This window comes from Paenisporosarcina sp. P5_A11 (genome assembly GCF_056400705.1).
Genome location: NZ_JBFUKT010000369.1, coordinates 1 through 928 on the forward strand (window position 1 = coordinate 1; position 928 = coordinate 928).

2 tRNA genes and 2 rRNA genes are annotated in these 928 nt (G+C 47.3%); all 4 read left to right on the forward strand.

The annotated features are described in order from the left end of the window. A 16S ribosomal RNA gene (locus AC1DOS_RS20315) occupies positions 1–178 on the forward strand; the annotation flags it as partial. A 99-nt stretch (positions 179–277) separates the two neighbouring features. Next, positions 278–354: transfer RNA gene (locus tag AC1DOS_RS20320), tRNA-Ile, on the forward strand. A gap of 9 nt (positions 355–363) precedes the next feature. Further along, a tRNA-Ala gene (locus AC1DOS_RS20325) sits at positions 364–439 on the forward strand. 241 nt (positions 440–680) lie between these two features. Then, positions 681–928: ribosomal RNA gene (locus AC1DOS_RS20330) — 23S ribosomal RNA — on the forward strand; the annotation flags it as partial.

The following is a 928-nucleotide window of genomic DNA, read 5'->3' on the forward strand; positions in this document are numbered from 1 at the left end:
CACGGTGAATACGTTCCCGGGCCTTGTACACACCGCCCGTCACACCACGAGAGTTTGTAACACCCGAAGTCGGTGAGGTAACCTTTACAGGAGCCAGCCGCCGAAGGTGGGACAGATGATTGGGGTGAAGTCGTAACAAGGTAGCCGTATCGGAAGGTGCGGCTGGATCACCTCCTTTCTAAGGATAATTACGGAATATAGACCTTGGGTCTATAAGTTGACGTTTTGCGTTCAGTTTTGAAGGTTCATATATWTTTATTATATGAATTTCCTAAGAGGGCCTATAGCTCAGCTGGTTAGAGCGCACGCCTGATAAGCGTGAGGTCGATGGTTCGAGTCCATTTAGGCCCACCATTCTTCTTAGGGGCCTTAGCTCAGCTGGGAGAGCGCCTGCCTTGCACGCAGGAGGTCAGCGGTTCGATCCCGCTAGGCTCCACCAAACATCTCCTTATGGARTGTTTTTTGTTCTTTGAAAACTGGATAAAACGACATTGAAAGCAACAAACATTCAAGTAATTCATTTTTAATAAGTTCAATCTTATTAATAACTGATTWGAGGGTTTCAAGCTGCAAGTAGTGCTAGGAAACGAGGAAGTGAAGACCGGAGCGTACTTACGTACGTGAGGATCTGAACGACTGAAGTTGACAACGCAATAYGYCGCAGATTGGAAGCCGAAACCGGTTAAGTTAATAAGGGCGCACGGTGAATGCCTTGGCACTAGGAGCCGATGAAGGACGGTACTAACACCGATATGCTTCGGGGAGCTGTAAGTAAGCTTTGATCCGGAGATTTCCGAATGGGGAAACCCACTGTTTTTAATCGAGCAGTACGTTTACGTGAATACATAGCGTATCCGTGGCACACCCAGGGAACTGAAACATCTAAGTACCTGGAGGAAGAGAAAGAAAAATCGATTCCCTGAGTAGC